Raw genomic sequence first — 17,393 nt, 5'->3', positions numbered from 1 at the left:
CGGCCTCCGGCCTGCCCGCCTACCCCGACCGGCCTCCGGCCTGCCCGCCTCAGCGGACGGGCGTCGTCCCGGCCGGAACACTCGCCTCGACCGACGGATCCGGAACCGCAGCCCCGTGCCCACCGAAGTTGGGGCGCGCGTAGAAGAGCGTCGCGATCGCTCCGACCAGCAGGACCGCGGCCGGGAGGTACAGCGACTGGGCGAGCGCGGTGGCGAACGGTTCCGCCACCTGTGCCGGCACCCGGCCCGTGGACAGCTCGCCCGACGCGCCGGCCGCACCGGCGAACGGCACCTCGGCGGAGATGCGGGACTGCATCAGCACGCCGATACCCGCACTGCCCAGCACGGACCCGATCATGCGGGTGGTGTTGTAGACGCCGCTGCCCGCGCCGGCCTGCGACATCGGCAGGTTGCGGGTGGCCGTGGCACCGAGCGGAGACCAGATGAGCGCGTTGGCCACACCCATCAGTGCGATGGGCATGAGGAGCCGGACGATCGCCGTGGTCGGTGTCATCTCCATCGCGAGCCAGACGAGGGCGACGGTGAGCAGGGTCAGGCCGGTACCGGCGATGTAGCGCGGGTGCACGCGGTCCACCAGACGGCCGACGTTCGGCGCGAGCACGCCGGTGAGCACCGCCATGGGCACGAACAGCAGGGCCGAACGCGTGGGCGTCAGTCCGGTGACGCTCTGCGCGTAGAACATGATCGGCAGCATCATGCCCGTCATCGCGAAGCCCATGGCCGCGATGCCGATGTTGCTGAGCGAGAAGTTCCGGTCGCGGAACAACCCGAGCGGCACCAGAGGCTCGTTGCGGTTGCGCGACTGCCACACGATGAACGCGGCGAAGACGACCACGCCGACGGCGATGGAGGTCCAGATCCACCCGTTCCAGTCGTACTTCTGCCCCTCCTGCAGACCGAAGACGATGAAGAACAGGCCGGCGGCGGACAGCACGACGCCGGGGATGTCGAACTTGTGGTCGTTGGTGGGGAGCGTCGGCACGAACTTGACGGCCAGTGCGATGGCGACGACACCGACGGGGAGGTTGATGAAGAAGATCCACTCCCACCCGAACGCGTCGACCAGCACGCCGCCGAGCAGTGGACCCACCAGGGTGGCGACGCCGGCGACCGCGCCCCAGGCACCCATCGCGGCACCGCGCTTGTCCTTGGGGAAGATGCGGGTGATGACGGCCATGGTCTGCGGCGTGATCATCGCGGCGCCCAGGCCCTGCACGGCGCGCGCGGCGATGAGCATCTCGATCGACCCCGAGACGCCACACCACAGCGAGGCGAGAGTGAAGACGACGAGCCCGCCGATGTAGAGGTTCTTCGGTCCGAACCGGTCGCCCAGTCGGCCGGTCACGAGGAGCGGTACCGCGTACGCGAGCAGGTACGCACTGGTCACCCAGATGACGTTCGAGATGTCGGTCTGCAGACCCTCGAGGATCGCCGGCTGCGCGACGGCGACGATGGTGGTGTCCACGAGAATCATGAAGAAGCCGAGGCACAGGGTCCAGAGCGCGATCCAGGGGGACGCCTCCTTCACGGCCGGGCTGGTGGTGCTGGTCATCGGTGGTCCTGTCGTTCGGTGAGAATGCGGTCCAGCCAGGGGAGACGTCCGGAGTCGATGTCGTCGACGAAGGCCCGGAGCCAGGTGAGTTCGGCCTCGCGCAGGGCGAGGGTGTAGTCGAGGCCCACGGAGAAGAGCCGGGGAACGTGGCGATCGACGGCCATCGCATCGATGACGCGCATCTCGTCGAGATCCTTCTCCAGCAGAGCGATACGGGTACGGACGAGTGTCGCGACCTCCGGCCCGGGGAGGTTGTGCGACTCGGACAAGGCGAGGGTGAACTGCGAGTACTCGGGCGTGGGTTCCGCCAGGAGAGTACGCAGGGTGTCCGACAGAGCCGCCCGACCCGAGTCGGTCACCGAGTAGGTGGTGCGCTCGGGCCGATTACCTTCCCGTTCGGTGCCGACCGCCACGATCAGCTCACGCTCCGCCAGGCGGTCGACCGCGTGGTAGAGCGACCCCGGACGTACCTTGAGCAGTCGGTCGTCCTTGCGCTCGAGCAGGAGCTGATACATCTCGTACGGGTGCATCGGCCGCTCGAACAGGCACGCGAGCACGGCAATGGCCAGCGGTGTCACGCGTTCCATGTCGATCCCCTCGCCCGTATATTCCGCTTGGAATATACGGCGCCGAGCATGGTCGCCACAAGCGGCGCTAGCGTGGACGGCGATGAACTCCCACCAGATCGACATCGTCCGTCTCGCCTGGGCGCGAGAACTGGGTCTTCCCGACGACGCCTCGCTCGACGACGCGGAGCGGTTGCACGTGGTCGACGACGACGCGACCCGCCTCACGTTCGTCGTCCTGGACGGCCACGCGGTCCTGGTCGGACCCGGCGACATCCTCGACCGCGCCGAGGCACTGGGCAACGACGTGCTCGCGACGCGGGACGGTCTCGCCGAGCTCGTGGGACAGCGCCGGGGTCGTTGCGGTGGACCACGGGTCCTCGCCTTCCTCGACGACAGTCGCGACGACGTGCGCGTCGAACACCCTCTGATCTCCCACGACGGGCACGATGTGGACCGCGTCCTCGCACTGGTGCCTCCCGACGACGCCACCGGGATCCGCGCGGTCGGCGTCGACTCGTGGTTCACGGTGTTCGACGACGCCGACGGTGAGGACGACGCTCTCCCCGCGGCCGCTGCCGGGTACGTCGAGTGGCGCGGCTTCCTCGCCGACACCGTCGCGGTCACCGTGCCGTCACGACGCCGGCGGGGGTACGGCTCGACCGCCGCACGGCTGGCCACGAACGAGGCCATCGACGCGGGACTCGTGCCGCAGTGGTCGGTGCCGATGGACAACGCGACCGCCCGGCTGTTCGGCCTCTCGCTCGGCTTCACCGAACTGGGAGTGCACATCGGGATGGAATTGACCGACCCCGGGTAAGTTACGACCATGAGCACCGACAGCGGTACCCCGTCCTACGTGGAGAAGGGCGGCTTCGACCGCGACACGAACTACATCGAGGACCGCATCATCGACGATCCGTCGTCGCGCTACCCGGTGGAGCCCGGTCGTTACCGCCTCGTCGTGGCCCGCGCCTGCCCGTGGGCCAACCGCGCCATCATCGTGCGTCGGCTCCTGGGTCTCGAGGACGCCATCTCGATGGGAGTGTGCGGACCGACCCACGACAAGCGGAGCTGGACCTTCGATCTCGATCCGGACGGCCTCGACCCGGTGCTGAAGATCCCACGTCTGCAGGACGCGTTCCTCGCGCGCTTCCCCGACTACCCACGCGGGATCACCGTGCCCGCCATGGTGGAGGTGTCGACGGGCGAGGTGGTCACCAACGACTACCCGCAGATGACGCTCGACTTCTCGACGGAGTGGACGCGGTACCACCGTGAGGGCGCACCCGACCTGTACCCGGAAGCGTTGCGCGGCGAGATCGACGAGGTGGCGGAACTGATCTTCCACGACGTCAACAACGGCGTCTACAAGTGCGGTTTCGCCGGCTCCCAGAGTGCGTACGAGAAGGCGTACGACGCTCTCTTCGCGCGACTGGACTGGCTGAGCGACCGCCTCGAGAACCAGCGATTCCTGGTGGGCGACACCATCACCGAAGCCGACGTCCGCCTGTTCACGACGCTGGCGCGGTTCGATCCCGTCTACCACGGCCACTTCAAGTGCAACCGGAGCAAGCTCTCCGAGATGCCGGTGCTGTGGGCCTACGCCCGAGACCTGTTCCAGACACCGGGATTCGGCGACACCACGGACTTCGTGCACATCAAGTCGCACTACTACGAGGTGCACACCGACATCAACCCGACCGGCATCGTGCCCAAGGGGCCGGACCTGTCGAGCTGGTTGAGCCCACACGGCCGGGAAGCGTTGGGCGGCAGGCCGTTCGGAGACGGCACTCCCCCGCCGCCGCCGAAGGAGTCGGAGCAGGTTCCGGCCGAGCACTGGGCCTGACGACCCGGACGGGTCGGAAGGATCTGCGTCAGGGACGCAGAGTGAGAATCCTCGGCCCGTCCTCGGTGACGGCGACCGTGTGCTCCCAGTGCGCGGATCGCGATCCGTCCGTGGTGACCACGGTCCAGTCGTCGTCCAACACGCGGGTCTCGTGGGTGCCCAGTGTCAGCATCGGCTCGATGGCGAGCGTCGACCCCACCACCAGCTCGGGGCCCTTGCCCGGCGCACCCTCGTTGGCGAGGAACGGCTCCATGTGCATCTCGCGGCCGATGCCGTGGCCGCCGTAGCCGTCGACGATGCCGTACGCGCGGCCGTGCGCCGCCGAGGCGGCCAGCGTGCCCTGCTCGATGGCGTGCGAGACGTCGGTCAGGCGGTTGCCCGGGAGCATCGCGGCAATACCGGCCTCCATCGACAACCGAGTGGCCTCGCTCAGCTGCTCGTCGGCCTCGATGACGGCACCGACACCGAACGTCCAGGCGGAGTCGCCGTGCCAGCCGTCGAGAATGGCGCCACAGTCGATCGAGATGAGGTCGCCCTCGGCGAGCACGTCGGACGAGTTCGGAATGCCGTGCACGACGCGATCGTTGATCGAGCTGCAGATGCTGCCCGTGAAGCCGTGGTACCCGAGGAACGACGGGACAGCGCCCGCGTCCCGGATCACCGCCTCGGCCACCGCGTCGAGCTCGAGAGTGGACACGCCGGGCTTCGCCGCGTCGCGCACCGCGACGAGAGCGGCGCCCACGACGGCCCCGGCCGCAGCCATGGCATCGAGCTCACCGGCGCTGCGGAACGGAACCACCTTGCGCTTACGTCCGAAAGCCATGGGTCAGTCGTCGCCCTGGATCGCGTCGATGACCTTCTTGTTGACATCCTCGACCTCGCCGACGGCGTCGACGGTCACGAGTAGTCCCGACCGGCCTTCGGCCTGCCCGCTGCGACCATGGCTCTTGTAGTACTCGAGCAGCGGAGCCGTCTCGTCGCGGTAGACCTTCATCCGGTTCCGGATGACGCTCTCCTTGTCGTCCTCGCGCCCACGGGCGAGCATGCGCTCGACCACGACGTCCTCGTCGATGACGAAGGAGACGACGGCGTCGAGCGTCGTGCCCGCGTCCTCGAGGATGGAGGCGAGTGAGTCGGCCTGATCGGTCGATCGCGGGAAGCCGTCGAGGATGAAGCCGTTGGTGGCGTCGGGCTCGGCCAGACGGTCGCGCACCATGTCCACGGTCAGCGCACTCGGGACCAGGTCGCCCGCGTCGAGGTACTTCTTGGCCTCGATGCCCAGGGGCGTCTTCTGGCCGATGTTCGCGCGGAAGAGATCGCCCGTCGAGACGTGGGGAATTCCCAGCTTCTCCGACAGCAGCGTCGCCTGCGTACCTTTGCCTGCTCCGGGAGGACCGAGGAGGACGAGTCTCACTTGAGGAACCCTTCGTAGTTGCGCTGCATCAGCTGGCTTTCGATCTGCTTCACCGTGTCGAGTCCCACGCTCACCATGATGAGCACCGCGGTTCCGCCGAAGGGCAGGTTCTGGGCGCCACCGGAGTTACCGATGTCGAGGAACAGGTTGGGAAGCACAGCGATGGTGCCGAGGTAGATGGCACCGGGCAGCGTGATGCGACTGAGAACGAAATTGAGGTAGTCGGCCGTCGGACGTCCCGGCCTGATGCCCGGGATGAATCCGCCGTACTTCTTCATCTCGTCGGCACGTTCCTCGGGGTTGAACGTGATGGCGACGTAGAAGTAGGTGAAGAAGACGATGAGGCCGAAGTAGATCGCGATGTACACCGGGTTCGCCGGGTTCACCAGATACGTGTTGATGGCGCGTTGCCACCAACTCGGATCCGCCGCCGTGCTGGCATTGGTCAGCTGGGCGATGAGATTGGGGAGGTACAGCAGCGACGACGCGAAGATCACCGGGATGACACCGGCCTGGTTGACCTTCAGCGGCAGGTAGGTGGACGAGCCGCCGTACATGCGGCGGCCGACCATGCGCTTGGCGTACTGCACCGGGATGCGGCGCTGGCCCTGCTCGACGAAGACGACGCCGATGATGATGGCGAGAGCGGCGAGGCAGACGAGCGCGAAGACGATGCCGCCGCGACTGTCGAGAATCGACTTGCCCTCGGACGGGATGCGCGAGGCGATGCCGGCGAAGATGAGCAGCGACATGCCGTTGCCGACGCCGCGCTCGGTGATGAGCTCGCCGAACCACATGACCAGGGCAGCACCCGCGGTCATGACCAGCACGATGGTGACCAGTCCGAAGATGGACGAGTCCGCGATGATGTCGAGGTTGCAGCCCTGGAGCAGCTGCCCGCGCGAGGCGAGCGCAACGAGACCCGTGGCCTGCAGGATCGCCAGCGCGATGGAGAGATAGCGCGTGTACTGCGTCATCTTCGCCTGGCCGGCCTGGCCCTCCTTGCGGAGTTCCTCGAACCGCGGGATGACCACGGTGAGGAGCTGGACGATGATGCTCGCGGTGATGAAGGGCATGATGCCGATCGCGAACACGGACAGCTGCAGCAGAGCGCCGCCCGAGAACAGGTTGATCAGCGAGTAGATGCCGGCGGAGTCGCCGCCCGACACCTGGTCGATGCACTGACGGACGTTGCCGTAGTCGACACCGGGCGACGGCAGCGTCGCGCCGAAGCGGTACAGAGCGATGAGGCCGAGAGTGAAGAGGATCTTCCGTCTCAGGTCAGGTGTCCTGAGGGCCGACACAAAGGCGGAAAGCAACGATCCTCCTGGACGGGGTGACTAACGAGGGAGATGGTCGGGGCGCACTGGCACCCCGTCGAACTCTAACAGCGCCGCGGAGTGCGCAGCCCGGGCCGAGCCGGACAACCACTCACCGTGGCACCGAACGGCCGATGGCCGCAGCACGAGAGTCGTACCACGGCCATCGGTCCGTACTGCCGGAGGCCCGCTCACTCGTCGAGTGGGCGGGCCGCCGAACTCACAACTCGGTGACGGATCCGCCGGCTGCGTTGATCTTTTCCTTGGCACTGCCGGTGAACTTGTCGGCGGTGATGGACACCTTCACCGACAGGTCGCCGTCGCCGAGGATCTTGACGAGACGGTTCTTGCGCACCGCACCCTTGGCGACCAGATCGTCCTTGGAGATCTCGCCACCCTCGGGGAACAGTCGCTCGATGTCGACCAGGTTCACGACCTGGTACTCGACCCGGTTGCGGTTGGTGAAGCCCTTGAGCTTCGGCAGCCGCATGTGGATCGGCATCTGGCCACCCTCGAAGCCGGCCGGGACGTTCTTACGAGCGCCCGTGCCCTTGGTGCCACGACCTGCGGTCTTGCCGCGCTTTCCGCCTTCACCGCGACCGACGCGGATCTTCGCGCTCTTCGAACCCGGTGCGGGGCGAAGATGATGCAATTTGATGGTCACTTGGTGACCTCCTCAACGACGACGAGGTGACGCACCACGTTGATCAGCCCGCGGGTCTGCGGGGTGTCCTCGCGAATCACCGACTGGCGGATCTTCTTGAGGCCCAGCGTGCGAATGCTGTCACGCTGGTTCTTCTTCTGACCGATGGTGCTCTTGATCTGGGTCACTCTGAGGTCAGCCATGAGCTGCTCCTGCTGCTGCCTGGGCGCGAGCGCGCAGCATGCCGGCGGGAGCGACGTCCTCGATCGGCAGACCACGACGAGCCGCGACCTCTTCCGGACGCTGCAGGCTCTTGAGAGCCGCAACGGTGGCGTGCACGACGTTGATCGCGTTGTCGCTACCCAGCGACTTCGCGAGGATGTCGTGGACACCTGCACACTCGAGCACGGCACGCACCGCGCCACCGGCGATGACACCGGTACCGGGGCTTGCCGGGCGCAGCATGACCACACCGGCCGCAGCCTCACCCTGGACGGGGTGCGTGATCGTGCTACCGATCAGCGGGACGCGGAAGAAGCTCTTGCGAGCCTCCTCGACACCCTTCTGAATGGCGGCCGGAACTTCCTTGGCCTTGCCGTAGCCGACGCCGACCAGACCGTTGCCGTCTCCGACGATCACGAGGGCGGTGAAGCTGAAGCGACGACCACCCTTCACGACCTTGGAGACGCGGTTGATCGCGACGACGCGCTCGAGGTTGTTCTTCTCGGGAGCGTTGCCGCCCCGCGAGTCGCGACGGTCGCGACCTCCACGGTTGTCTCCGCCGCGGTTGTCACCTCCGCCTGCATTGGGTCCTGCGTTGGCTCCGGCGGGTCCGCTGCCGCCGTCACGCCGTTGACGTCCCGGCATCAGGCTGTCCTTCCGTTGGTGAGCTGAATCTTCGCTGCGTTGGTCATCAGAACGTCAGCCCGCCTTCGCGAGCTGCATCGGCGAGTGCCGCGATGCGTCCGGCGTAACCGTGGCCACCGCGGTCGAAGACCACTGCCTCGATGCCGGCCGCCTTGGCACGCTCGGCGATGAGAGCGCCGACCTTCGCGCCACGGGCCTTCTTGTCGCCCTCGGTCGCGCGCACATCGGCCTCGATGCTGGACGCGGACGCGAGAGTGCGGCCGGTCAGATCGTCGATCAGCTGTGCGTGCAGGTGACGCGAGGAACGGTTGACGACCAGACGGGGACGCTCGGCGGTTCCGGAGACCTTCTTGCGAAGACGGAAGTGGCGGCGCGTCTTGGACAGGCGACGACGCGTGGAGGCGTCCTTGCCCAACGGGATGCGCTTCGGGTTCGCGTCGGAACCCTTCGTTGCTGCGGAGTTGCTCATCACTTACCTGTCTTTCCGACCTTGCGGCGGATCTGCTCACCCTCGTACCGAACGCCCTTGCCCTTGTACGGGTCGGGACGACGGAGACGACGGATGTTGGCAGAGATCTGGCCGACCTTCTGCTTGTCGATACCCGAGACCGAGAATCGGGTGGGCGTCTCGACCGCGAAGGTGATGCCGTCGGGCGCCGTGATCGGCACCGGGTGGCTGTAGCCGAGAGCGAACTCGAGGTCGCTGCCCTTCAGTGCCACGCGGTAACCGACGCCGTGAATCTCCATCTTCGTGGTGTAACCGGTGGTCACACCCGTGATGAGGTTCGCGACGAGAGTGCGCGAGAGGCCGTGGAGCGAGCGGCTACGACGCTCGTCGTCCGGCCGGTTGACCGAGAGGGATCCGTCATCGTTCTTGGCGATGGTGATCGGCTCGGCGATGGTGAGACTCAAGGTGCCCTTGGGTCCCTTGACGGTGACATCCTGGCCGGCGATGGTGACATCGACTCCGGCGGGAACTGTCACAGGAAGCTTTCCGATACGCGACATAGTGGTGGCCTCCCTTACCAGACGTACGCGAGGACTTCGCCGCCGACGCCCTGATTGGCCGCCTGGCGATCGGTCAGCAGGCCGGTGGACGTGGAGATGATCGCCACGCCGAGGCCGCCGAGCACCTTGGGCAGATTGGTGGATTTTGCGTACACACGCAGTCCGGGCTTGGACACCCGACGCACACCGGCGAGGCTGCGCTCGCGGCTGGGGCCGTACTTGAGGTCGACGATGAGGGTCTTGCCCACCTCGGCGTCCTCGGTGCGGTACTCGGAGATGTAGCCCTCACGCTTGAGGATCTCGGCGATGTTCGCCTTGATCTTCGAGTGAGGCAGCTTCACCTGATCGTGGTACGCCGAATTGGCGTTGCGCAGACGCGTCAAGAAGTCTGCGATCGGGTCGGTCATGGTCATGACAGAGTTCATGGCCCTTTCTCGCAGCGGTTCCCATGCAGCACGTGCGAGCTGGTGCCCTGGTAGCAGGGCCTGACTCGTCCCGTCGTGGGCCTACAGCGAAGTGTTCTGTCCTGACCGACTGTTGCCGGTCAGGGGTTGCGCTCCTGCCAGTGCAGACGTGAGCACTGGCGGGTGTTTCGAGCATCATGGCAAGAAACCTGAGTAGCTCGGGTCGTATGCAGGCATGACGGTACCCGGGCAACCGGTCAAGTGTAAGGGAGTGACCTGCGGGGACCAAATCGGTGCAGGTAGGGCGGGTGGTGCCGGTACTGCAGGGGTGTGCGCACCGGTTCCGGTGGGCGGACACCCTCTGCAGCCTGCGGCGAGGGGTGTGCGCATCACCGAACGAGTGCGCGGCGGCGGTGTCGGCCGGGTGCGGCGTGGGTGCCGGTGTGGCACTCGCCAGTGCCGCAGGGGGTGTGCACACAGGTTGCGGTGAGCGAACACCCCCTCCGGCCTGCCGCGACAGGTGTGAGCCTCACGGGAGGTGTGCACGGTGCCCAGCGCCCGCGCGGACAGACGCACCGGTTCACCGCGACATCGGTCGGGTTCAGCCGGGGAACCAAGTTCGATGACCGATTGGTCCGTTTCGCTCCGCCATTCTCGTTCAGCCTTTTAGTGTCCATTCACAACGTTTATCGCGCACGACGAGTGATGGAGGACGATGTGAAGACCGGTGTACGCACATTCGGCAAGGTCGGAATGGTGGGAGCGGCAGCTGCTGCGGCGCTGTTGGCAGGGTCGGGAACGGCGTCGGCGGCGGTGCTCGCCGTCGTCGCGGTACCCACGCCCGGCGTCGAATCGATCAGCACGCTGGTGACCGTGACACCCGCTCTCGCCTTCACGGGCGCGGTGGACTGCACCGTCACCGCGACCGAAGTGGGTGACGAGACCAACACGGCGAGCGCCTCGGGCCCCGCCACGCCATTCCTGCCGATCGCTCCCGCCGTCGGCACCATCGTCATCGACGGACTCGAGGCCGGGCTCTACAGCGTCGCGGTGACGTGTGACGACGGCGGCACATCGGTCGACACGCTCGTCGACCTCCCCGTCACAGTGCTTCCGGAGGGCAGCCTCCCGCCTGTCGTCCCACCTGTCGGTGGCGGTGGCTCTCTGCCGTTGGACATCTTCGAGAGCTGACGCTCGACGACGCGAGCCCCGGTCCTCAGGGAGGTCCGGGGCTCGTCTCGTGCGCGGGTCGACCCCGCCGGTCAGTCCTTGCCGTCTCCCCGATCACGCACCCGGTCACCGAGGTTCGCCTTCTCGTCGCGGTCGAGCGCATCCACGTCGATGAAGCGCGACTTGCCCTGCGTGGCACGGTTGACGAAGAACGTCACCACCCACAGCGCCACACCGAGGAGCAGCATCGCGCCGGCGATGCGGTACTGGATCATCTGCGCATCGGTCCGCGCCCACGGTCCGACGAGGAACAGGCACAGCGTGCCGCCCGTCACCGGAACCCACAGCGGTGCACTGAAGCCCGTCGTCTCCTTCTTGCGCTTGAGCACCAGGTTGGCGACGTTGACCACCGCGAACACGCAGAGCAGCAGCAGCCCGGTCGTTCCGGACAGAGCGCTGACGACCGAGTTCCCCTGCAGCTGGTTGACCACCACGATCAGCACCAGTGCCATGACAGTGGAGAACATGATGGCCGCCCACGGCGAGCGACGCGTCGGCAGAACAGCGCTCAGCGACTTGGTCAGGATGCGCTGACGCCCGAGGCCGTAGATCAACCGACTCGCCATCAGCATGTTGATGAGCGCGGTGTTGGCGACGGCGAACACCGTCAGGTACGGGAAGATCTCGTCGATCGGCAGTCCCGGTGCGCCGAGTCGCACGACGTGGAGCAGGATGCCCTCGCTGCCGGAGTCGTAGTCCAGCGGCAGGACCGCGATCACGGCCACGACGACGAGAACGTAGATGAGGCAGGCGATGCCGAGTCCGGAGAGCATCATCTTCGGGAAGATCTTCTCGGGCTCCTTGGTCTCCTCGACCATGTTCACCGAGTCCTCGAAGCCGACCATCGCGAAGAAAGCAATGGTGGTCGCGACGGTGACGGCGAGGAACCAGCCCTTCTCGTTGGCGTCGTCGAACACGACCAGATTGGCGATGTCGCCCTCGGCGCTACCACTTCCCACCGCGACGAAGCCGATCGCGATGACGATGGCGAGCGCTGCCATCTCGATGATCGTCAGGATCACGTTGAACTTGACCGACTCGCCGACACCGCGCAGATTGATCGCCGCCAGCAGCAGCATGAAGGCCAGTGCGACCACCAATTGCGCTGTGTCACCGGTGGGTACGTCGAACCACCCGATGCCGTCCTCGGTACTGAAGGTCTCGTGCAGGCCGGCCAACAGGTTGCCCGCCACCACGTTCGAGGACGTCGAGGCGCTGGTGATGCCGGAGCAGATGACGGCGAACGCGACGAGGAACGTCGCGAAATGGATACCGAAGGCCTTGTGCGTGTACAGCGCGGCGCCGGCGGCCTGCGGGTACTTGCACACCAGCTCGAGATAGGAGAACGCGGTCAGCGTCGCCACGACGAAGGCGAGGATGAACGGCAGCCACGCCATTCCGCCGACATTGGCGATCATGTCGCCTGTCACGGCGTAGACGCCGGCGCCCAGGATGTCGCCGACGATGAAGAGCAACAGCAGTCCGGGTCCGAGGACCCGCTTGAGTTCCGGCGTGGCCGAGGTCTCGGTCTCCGCGGTCTGAGTCATGATTCCTCCGCTCGCTCCCCCGTCGCGCAACACTAGGCCCGGTGAGGCGCCGGCGCGAGGCATACGGCGGGAGACACGCAGAGAGGAACAGACCGTTCGGACCGCGCGACATTCCTCGACGCACTGCACCCGTGAACGCCGACAGGCCCGAGCCGTGATGGCTCGGGCCTGTCGGGGTGTGTCAGGTGATCAGATCACCAGGAGCTCTTGTGCACTCCGGGTAGCTCGCCGCGGTGCGCCATCTCGCGCACGCAGATACGGCAGAGGCCGAACTTGCGGAACACGGAGTGCGGACGGCCGCAACGCTGGCAGCGGGTGTACGCGCGAACCGCGAACTTCGGCTTCTTGTTGGCCTTGTTGACCAGTGCCTTCTTAGCCATACGCTCAGTTCTCCTTGAACGGGAAGCCGAGGTGCTTGAGCAGCGCGCGGCCTTCGTCGTTGTTGGTGGCCGTCGTGACGACGGTGATGTCCATGCCGCGAGGGCGATCGATCTTGTCGACGTCGATCTCGTGGAACATCGACTGCTCGTTCAGGCCGAACGTGTAGTTGCCGTTGCCGTCGAACTGCGTGCCCGACAGGCCACGGAAGTCCCTGATGCGGGGAAGCGCGATGGACACGAGACGGTCCAGGAACTCCCACATACGGTCGCCGCGCAGCGTGACGCGCGCGCCGATGGGCATGCCCTCGCGGAGCTTGAACTGCGCGATGGACTTGCGGGCCTTGCGGATCTCGGGCTTCTGGCCGGTGATCGCGGCGAGGTCTGCGACCGCACCGTTGATCAGCTTCGCGTCACGGGCGGCGTCGCCGACACCCATGTTGACGACGACCTTGACGATGCCGGGGATCTGCATGACGTTGGCGTACTCGAACTCGGTGTTCAGCGCGTCCTTGATCTCCTCGCGGTAGCGAGTCTTCAGGCGCGGAACCAGCTTGTTCTCGGTGGTCGTCATCAGATGTCCTTCCCGTTCTTACGGGAAATCCGAACGCGCTTGCCGTTGTCGTCGGTGCGGTAGCCCACGCGGGTGGGGTTGCCGTCCGAGTCGATGACCGCGACGTTGGAAACGTGAATGGGGGCTTCCTGCGTGACGATGCCGCCCGAGGAGGCGCCGCGCTCGTTGGCCGAGACAGCGGTGTGCTTCTTGATGCGGTTGACGCCCTCGACGAGGACCTTGGAGGTCTCGGGGTAGGCCGTGATGACCTTGCCCTTCGCTCCCTTGTCCTTACCGGAGATGACGAGAACCGTGTCGCCCTTGTGCACCTTCATCTCACAACACCTCCGGAGCCAGCGACACGATGCGCATGAACTTCTTCTCACGCAGCTCGCGGCCGACCGGGCCGAAGATGCGGGTACCGCGGGGATCGTTGTCAGGCTTGATGAGAACGGCAGCGTTCTCGTCGAACTTGATGTACGAACCGTCGGCGCGGCGACGCTCCTTCGTGGTGCGGACGATGACGGCCTTGACGACCTCGCCCTTCTTGATGTTTCCACCGGGGATCGCGTCCTTGACGGTGGCGACGATGACGTCGCCGATCCCGGCGTAACGGCGTGACGAGCCACCGAGAACGCGAATGCACAAGATTTCCTTGGCACCCGTGTTGTCGGCGACGCGAAGCCGCGACTCCTGCTGAATCATGGGTCTCCTAGTGACCTGGATGTACGTACGCGGCGGATACCGACCCGACGCGCGCGGTCTGCGGCCCTGGCCGACGCATGCGTCTACCACGGGCAACCGCTCTAGTGTAGGGAACACGCGGACGGGATCCAAATCCCCACCACGCGCGACGGCACAGGTCTCTGTCAGGCGCCGGTGGCACACTGATGTCCGTGGACAGCCTCGCACGGGGGGAGAACCGCCCCGCACCCTCGGACAGCCTCGACATCTCCGTGTCCGGCGCCGCCGTGGACGTCTCGGCGCTCCTGCTGAACTCCGCGGGCCGGGTTCGATCGGACGCGGACCTGGTCTTCTTCAACAACCCGGTCGGCCCCGGAGTGACGTACGGCAGCGGCGGGATCCGCGTGGACACCCGTGCGGTGCCCCGCGACGTCGACACCGTGGCCGTCACCGCCAGCCTGGACGGATCGGGCCCCACCACGTTCGGCGGCCTGGAGCCGACCATCTCCATCGGACCGGACCTGTCGTTCCGGATGAGCGGACTCACGAGCGAGACCGCCGTCGTGTGCGTCGAGATCTACCGACGCGGCGACGCCTGGAAGGTCCGCGCCGTGGGCCAGGGCTTCGACGACGGGCTCGCGGGCATCGCGACGAACTTCGGCATCACCGTCGACGACGAGCCCGCGCCGGCCACGACACCGGCACCGACACCGACACCGACCGTCGTCCCCACCACAGCACCACCACCACCCGTACCGACGCAGGGAGCACTGGCCGTGAGAAGTGAACTGTTCGCCCCCACCCACGCCGAGGTCCAGGGAGTCGGCATCCAGAAGCAGGGCAGCAAGATGGCCCGCGTCGCGATGAACGGCGAGATCATGGCGCGCTCGGGATCGATGGTGGCCTACCAGGGCGACCTGAAGTTCGAGGCGCAGGGATCCGGCGGCATCGGCAACATGATCCGTCGCACGGTGACGGGCGAGGGTGTGCCGCTGATGAAGGTGTCCGGTCGCGGCGACCTCTTCCTCGCGAACGCCGCCCAGGACGTGCACATCATCGACCTCGACGGCAGCGACGGTCTCACCATCAACGGCGCCAACGTGCTCGCATTCGACTCGTCGCTGTCGTACCGCATCGGCCGGGTCCAGGGTGCGGCCGCCAGCAGCAACGCTGGCCTGTTCAACTGCATCTTCACCGGGCAGGGACGCATCGCCATCACCACCGACGGGCAACCCGTCGTGCTGAACGTCGACCAGCCCACCTTCGCGGATCCGCAGGCTGCGGTCGCGTGGTCGTCGAGCCTGCAGACCTCGGTGAAGAGCAACGATCAACTCAACTTCGGCACCCTCATCGGCCGCAGCACCGGCGAGCGCTTCACCCTGCAGTTCTCCGGGCAGGGGTTCGTCGTCGTGCAGCCGTCGGAGCAGCCGCCCGGCGGGTTCGTCGGCGGCACGGGCGGCGGGCAGCAGGCCGGTGTCGGCGGCGCGCTGGGTGGCCTGCTCGGACGGTGACCCGCGCGACACGGGTTCCCGTCCCCGGGTACGGTTTCGGGGATGGTAACCGACAGGGCAGGCCTGAAGTCGGCCGAAATCGGCCGCGGGGCGGTGGCCGGTCCGGTCGGCCTCGACACCAGGGCGGGGGTGATGACGTGACGACACGCGTCGACACCGCGACGCCCTGGTGGCACGACGCCCCGCTCGACCGGGTCGTACGACTGTCCGGCGCCGCGATGAGGGATCTCGCCGAGTCGGTGGACCCGCTGCCGTCCGATGCTCCGGCCGCACTCTTCTTCACCCTGACGAACGGCTCCGCGTCGGAGATGGTGGACGCCGTCGTCGCCGCGATCGAGCAGGCCGCGCTCGACCTCGTCCCCTTCCTGCTGCCCGGCGATGTCGGCGACCGCTCGTCGCTAGCGCGCGACGCCGCGCGGACCCGAGCGCGGCAGTGGGCGTCGACGAGCGAACACTTCGGTCCGTACCTCGCCCATCTCGCGGGCGCGTCGACGTCGGGTCGTCCCCTGCGTGTCGACGCCTTCGCTCGCGAGACCCGAGCCGCCGGTGCCGCCCGCGTGATCGCCGACGTCCACGGGCGAGAGCGCGCCGTCCTCGTCGTGGACGTCCCCGCCGACGCCGACCCGGCAGCGGTGGCGACCGCCGCGGAATGGTGGTGCAGCACCGGGACGGGCGTGTGGTTGACCGGGGCCGGTGAACCAGCCGTGGACAGGTTCCCGGTGCTGACCGTGCGCACTCCGTCGACCCCGGACGACGTCGACACCATCGTCGACCGCTTCCGGCCGCTGAGCTACCCGCCCGTCGAGGGGCGTCCGCACGCGGCCAGCGCGGCGGAGATCCTGCTGGATCGCGTCCTCTCCACCCGCGAGTGGGCGGCGGGCCGACGCCACAACCGGTCCGTCCGGCCGACGACGTTGAGCAGACCGTTCACGCTGGACGTGTCGTGGGTCGATGAGAAGGTCGCCATCGAGATCGACGGCCACGAGCACCGTGCGCGTGCTCAGTTCGCCGACGACCGGTCCCGTGACAACCTGCTGCAGACGCACGGCTGGATCGTGCTGCGCTTCACCAACGAGGACGTGCTCGCGGACCACGAGAGCGTGATGACGATGATCGAACAGGCACTGCACCGACGACGATCGAAGGGGACTCCCACGTGAGCGCGAACGAGTTGACCGGCACCGAGGTGTCCGTGCTGATGGTGCTGATGGCCGAGGCACGCGCGGTGCGCAACCCCGAACTGTCGACGCTCGGGCCCGAGTTGAAGAAGCCCCACCGGGACCACCTCGCGTCGCTCGGCCTGATCGAGGTGGGCAAGCAGGGTCGGACGATGACCGTCGAGCTCACCGACAAGGGCTGGAAGCACTGCTCCGACCTGATGGGCACGCAGGCGCCGAAGGGTGCGGCCGGCCCCGGCAAGGCCCTGTTCACCGTCATGGCAGGCCTCGGCCGGTGGTTCCACCGCGACGACGTACGTCCCGCCGAGGTCTTCTTCCCGCGCGACACTCCGACGTCGATCACGGCGCCGCCGACGCCACCCAACGCCATCGTCGCCCCCGCGGTCCGCAGTGAACTGTCCGCCGCGGACGTCGAACAGCGGATCCGGTCGACGTACGCGGACCTCGCTCGTGAGCCCGGGGCCTGGGTGCGGCTGTCGCGGCTGCGGCCCGCCCTGTCCGACATCTCGCGCACGGATCTCGACGAGGCGCTCGCCCGGCTGCGACGCGCCCCCGACGTCTCCCTCATCCCCGAGGAGAACCAGAAGACGCTGACCGACGAGGACCGCGCCGCGGCCGTCGATGTCGGCAACCAGCAGAACCACCTCTTGGCGATCGAACAGTGATGGGC

At 67.1% G+C, this 17,393-nt stretch carries 22 protein-coding genes; 6 read left to right on the top strand and 16 right to left on the bottom strand.

What is annotated here, in order from left to right:
- Nucleotides 1-49 precede the first annotated feature (49 nt).
- Both HQ312_RS16750 and HQ312_RS16745 read right to left on the bottom strand, forming a co-directional pair.
- The gene (locus HQ312_RS16750; protein ID WP_222639404.1) at nt 50-1,573 is read right to left on the bottom strand and encodes an MFS transporter; all 1,524 of its coding nucleotides are present in this window, start codon (nt 1,571-1,573) and stop codon (nt 50-52) included.
- A complete protein-coding gene (locus HQ312_RS16745; protein ID WP_222639401.1) occupies nt 1,570-2,160 on the bottom strand; it encodes a PadR family transcriptional regulator in 591 nt (196 codons plus the stop codon). The genes HQ312_RS16750 and HQ312_RS16745 overlap by 4 nt, the downstream gene beginning before the upstream one ends.
- Nucleotides 2,161-2,242: 82 nt before the next feature.
- Between HQ312_RS16745 and HQ312_RS16740 the strand changes: the two genes are divergently transcribed.
- Nucleotides 2,243-2,959 (top strand): GNAT family N-acetyltransferase, encoded by a 717-nt coding sequence (locus HQ312_RS16740; RefSeq protein ID WP_222639399.1) that lies wholly within the window; start codon nt 2,243-2,245, stop codon nt 2,957-2,959.
- Between the two features lie 9 nt (nt 2,960-2,968).
- On the top strand, nt 2,969-3,988 hold the full coding sequence (locus tag HQ312_RS16735) for a glutathione S-transferase family protein (protein ID WP_222639397.1): 1,020 nt from the start codon (nt 2,969-2,971) through the stop codon (nt 3,986-3,988).
- A gap of 28 nt (nt 3,989-4,016) precedes the next feature.
- On the opposite strand, the gene map is transcribed toward HQ312_RS16735, so the two are convergent.
- From map to rpsH, 9 genes are all read right to left on the bottom strand, one after another.
- Nucleotides 4,017-4,811 (bottom strand): type I methionyl aminopeptidase, encoded by a 795-nt coding sequence (gene map / locus HQ312_RS16730; RefSeq protein WP_222639395.1) that lies wholly within the window; start codon nt 4,809-4,811, stop codon nt 4,017-4,019.
- A gap of 3 nt (nt 4,812-4,814) precedes the next feature.
- Nucleotides 4,815-5,402, bottom strand: coding sequence for an adenylate kinase (locus tag HQ312_RS16725; protein ID WP_027504674.1), 588 nt, complete (start codon nt 5,400-5,402; stop codon nt 4,815-4,817).
- Nucleotides 5,399-6,721 carry a preprotein translocase subunit SecY gene (gene secY / locus HQ312_RS16720; protein ID WP_027504673.1) on the bottom strand — a complete coding sequence of 441 codons (1,323 nt, stop codon included), beginning with the start codon at nt 6,719-6,721 and terminating at the stop codon, nt 5,399-5,401. Before secY ends, HQ312_RS16725 begins: the two co-directional genes overlap by 4 nt.
- A gap of 220 nt (nt 6,722-6,941) precedes the next feature.
- Nucleotides 6,942-7,385 carry a 50S ribosomal protein L15 gene (gene rplO / locus HQ312_RS16715; RefSeq protein ID WP_027504672.1) on the bottom strand — a complete coding sequence of 148 codons (444 nt, stop codon included), beginning with the start codon at nt 7,383-7,385 and terminating at the stop codon, nt 6,942-6,944.
- Nucleotides 7,382-7,567: a 50S ribosomal protein L30 gene (gene rpmD, locus HQ312_RS16710; RefSeq protein WP_027504671.1), complete on the bottom strand. Its 186-nt coding sequence runs from the start codon at nt 7,565-7,567 to the stop codon at nt 7,382-7,384. Before rpmD ends, rplO begins: the two co-directional genes overlap by 4 nt.
- Nucleotides 7,560-8,231, bottom strand: a complete 672-nt coding sequence (gene rpsE, locus HQ312_RS16705; protein ID WP_027504670.1) for a 30S ribosomal protein S5 — start codon at nt 8,229-8,231, stop codon at nt 7,560-7,562. Before rpsE ends, rpmD begins: the two co-directional genes overlap by 8 nt.
- 46 nt (nt 8,232-8,277) lie before the next feature.
- Nucleotides 8,278-8,700 carry a 50S ribosomal protein L18 gene (rplR, locus tag HQ312_RS16700; protein WP_037184745.1) on the bottom strand — a complete coding sequence of 141 codons (423 nt, stop codon included), beginning with the start codon at nt 8,698-8,700 and terminating at the stop codon, nt 8,278-8,280.
- Nucleotides 8,700-9,239: a 50S ribosomal protein L6 gene (gene rplF / locus HQ312_RS16695; protein WP_027504668.1), complete on the bottom strand. Its 540-nt coding sequence runs from the start codon at nt 9,237-9,239 to the stop codon at nt 8,700-8,702. Before rplF ends, rplR begins: the two co-directional genes overlap by 1 nt.
- A 14-nt stretch (nt 9,240-9,253) precedes the next feature.
- Complete coding sequence (gene rpsH, locus HQ312_RS16690; protein ID WP_027504667.1) at nt 9,254-9,652, bottom strand: 30S ribosomal protein S8; 399 nt, start codon at nt 9,650-9,652, stop codon at nt 9,254-9,256.
- A gap of 696 nt (nt 9,653-10,348) precedes the next feature.
- Here rpsH and HQ312_RS16685 point away from each other — a divergent pair.
- Nucleotides 10,349-10,834 (top strand): hypothetical protein, encoded by a 486-nt coding sequence (locus tag HQ312_RS16685; protein WP_027504666.1) that lies wholly within the window; start codon nt 10,349-10,351, stop codon nt 10,832-10,834.
- 71 nt (nt 10,835-10,905) lie between these two features.
- Here HQ312_RS16685 and HQ312_RS16680 read toward each other — a convergent pair whose 3' ends face one another.
- From HQ312_RS16680 to rplN, 5 genes are all read right to left on the bottom strand, one after another.
- On the bottom strand, nt 10,906-12,420 hold the full coding sequence (locus tag HQ312_RS16680) for an APC family permease (RefSeq protein WP_222639366.1): 1,515 nt from the start codon (nt 12,418-12,420) through the stop codon (nt 10,906-10,908).
- A gap of 194 nt (nt 12,421-12,614) precedes the next feature.
- The gene (locus HQ312_RS16675; RefSeq protein ID WP_027504665.1) at nt 12,615-12,800 is read right to left on the bottom strand and encodes a type Z 30S ribosomal protein S14; all 186 of its coding nucleotides are present in this window, start codon (nt 12,798-12,800) and stop codon (nt 12,615-12,617) included.
- A gap of 4 nt (nt 12,801-12,804) precedes the next feature.
- Nucleotides 12,805-13,371: a 50S ribosomal protein L5 gene (gene rplE / locus HQ312_RS16670; RefSeq protein WP_222630470.1), complete on the bottom strand. Its 567-nt coding sequence runs from the start codon at nt 13,369-13,371 to the stop codon at nt 12,805-12,807.
- Entirely contained in the window at nt 13,371-13,685 is a 315-nt protein-coding gene (gene rplX, locus HQ312_RS16665; protein ID WP_027504663.1) for a 50S ribosomal protein L24, read from the bottom strand. The genes rplE and rplX overlap by 1 nt, the downstream gene beginning before the upstream one ends.
- A gap of 1 nt (nt 13,686) precedes the next feature.
- A complete protein-coding gene (rplN, locus tag HQ312_RS16660) occupies nt 13,687-14,055 on the bottom strand; it encodes a 50S ribosomal protein L14 (RefSeq protein ID WP_027504662.1) in 369 nt (122 codons plus the stop codon).
- Between the two features lie 185 nt (nt 14,056-14,240).
- Here rplN and HQ312_RS16655 point away from each other — a divergent pair, with 185 nt between their 5' ends.
- From HQ312_RS16655 to HQ312_RS16645, 3 genes are all read left to right on the top strand, one after another.
- A complete protein-coding gene (locus HQ312_RS16655) occupies nt 14,241-15,545 on the top strand; it encodes an AIM24 family protein (protein ID WP_374198302.1) in 1,305 nt (434 codons plus the stop codon).
- 137 nt (nt 15,546-15,682) lie between these two features.
- Nucleotides 15,683-16,705 (top strand): DUF559 domain-containing protein, encoded by a 1,023-nt coding sequence (locus tag HQ312_RS16650; protein WP_308123917.1) that lies wholly within the window; start codon nt 15,683-15,685, stop codon nt 16,703-16,705.
- The gene (locus tag HQ312_RS16645; protein ID WP_222630467.1) at nt 16,702-17,388 is read left to right on the top strand and encodes a hypothetical protein; all 687 of its coding nucleotides are present in this window, start codon (nt 16,702-16,704) and stop codon (nt 17,386-17,388) included. The genes HQ312_RS16650 and HQ312_RS16645 overlap by 4 nt, the downstream gene beginning before the upstream one ends.
- Nucleotides 17,389-17,393 lie beyond the last annotated feature (5 nt).

Source organism: Rhodococcus sp. BP-316 (assembly GCF_019836105.1).
GTDB lineage: Bacteria > Actinomycetota > Actinomycetes > Mycobacteriales > Mycobacteriaceae > Rhodococcoides.
Note: the sequence above shows the minus strand (reverse complement) of the source record. Positions and strands in the feature narration are given on the sequence as shown.